The organism is Glutamicibacter sp. HZAU (assembly GCF_004100365.1).
GTDB lineage: Bacteria > Actinomycetota > Actinomycetes > Actinomycetales > Micrococcaceae > Glutamicibacter > Glutamicibacter nicotianae.
In genome coordinates this window covers 1-264 of record NZ_SCKZ01000039.1, presented here as the reverse complement: position 1 = coordinate 264, position 264 = coordinate 1, and the positions used below count along the sequence as shown (strand labels likewise).

General features: G+C 54.5%; 1 protein-coding gene. It reads right to left on the bottom strand.

Annotation, left to right across the window (positions count from 1 at the left end):
• On the bottom strand, nucleotides 1–170 hold a 170-nt coding region (locus tag EKH49_RS17245; protein WP_145964457.1), incomplete at its 3' end, for a helix-turn-helix domain-containing protein.
• Between the last annotated feature and the right edge of the window lie 94 nt (nucleotides 171–264).

Here is a 264-nt window from a genome sequence, read left to right as displayed (position 1 = left end):
TTGCTCAGCGGCCGGCGTGATTGTGGTTCCAGGGCTTGATCGCCGCCGGCGTCGTACGCTTTGAGGAGCTGGTAGATGCGTTGGCGGGAGATTTTGTATTGGCGTGACGCGGTGGTGACGCTCATCCCGGCATCGCGGATTTGGTGGACGATGACATGATTCTTGGACATGTCTCAGAGTCAAGGATGACGCAGCTCATAGGTCAATGGGTGAGTGTCTAGGATGTCTGGACTCATGTGTCTAATATGTCGTGAATCTACACAC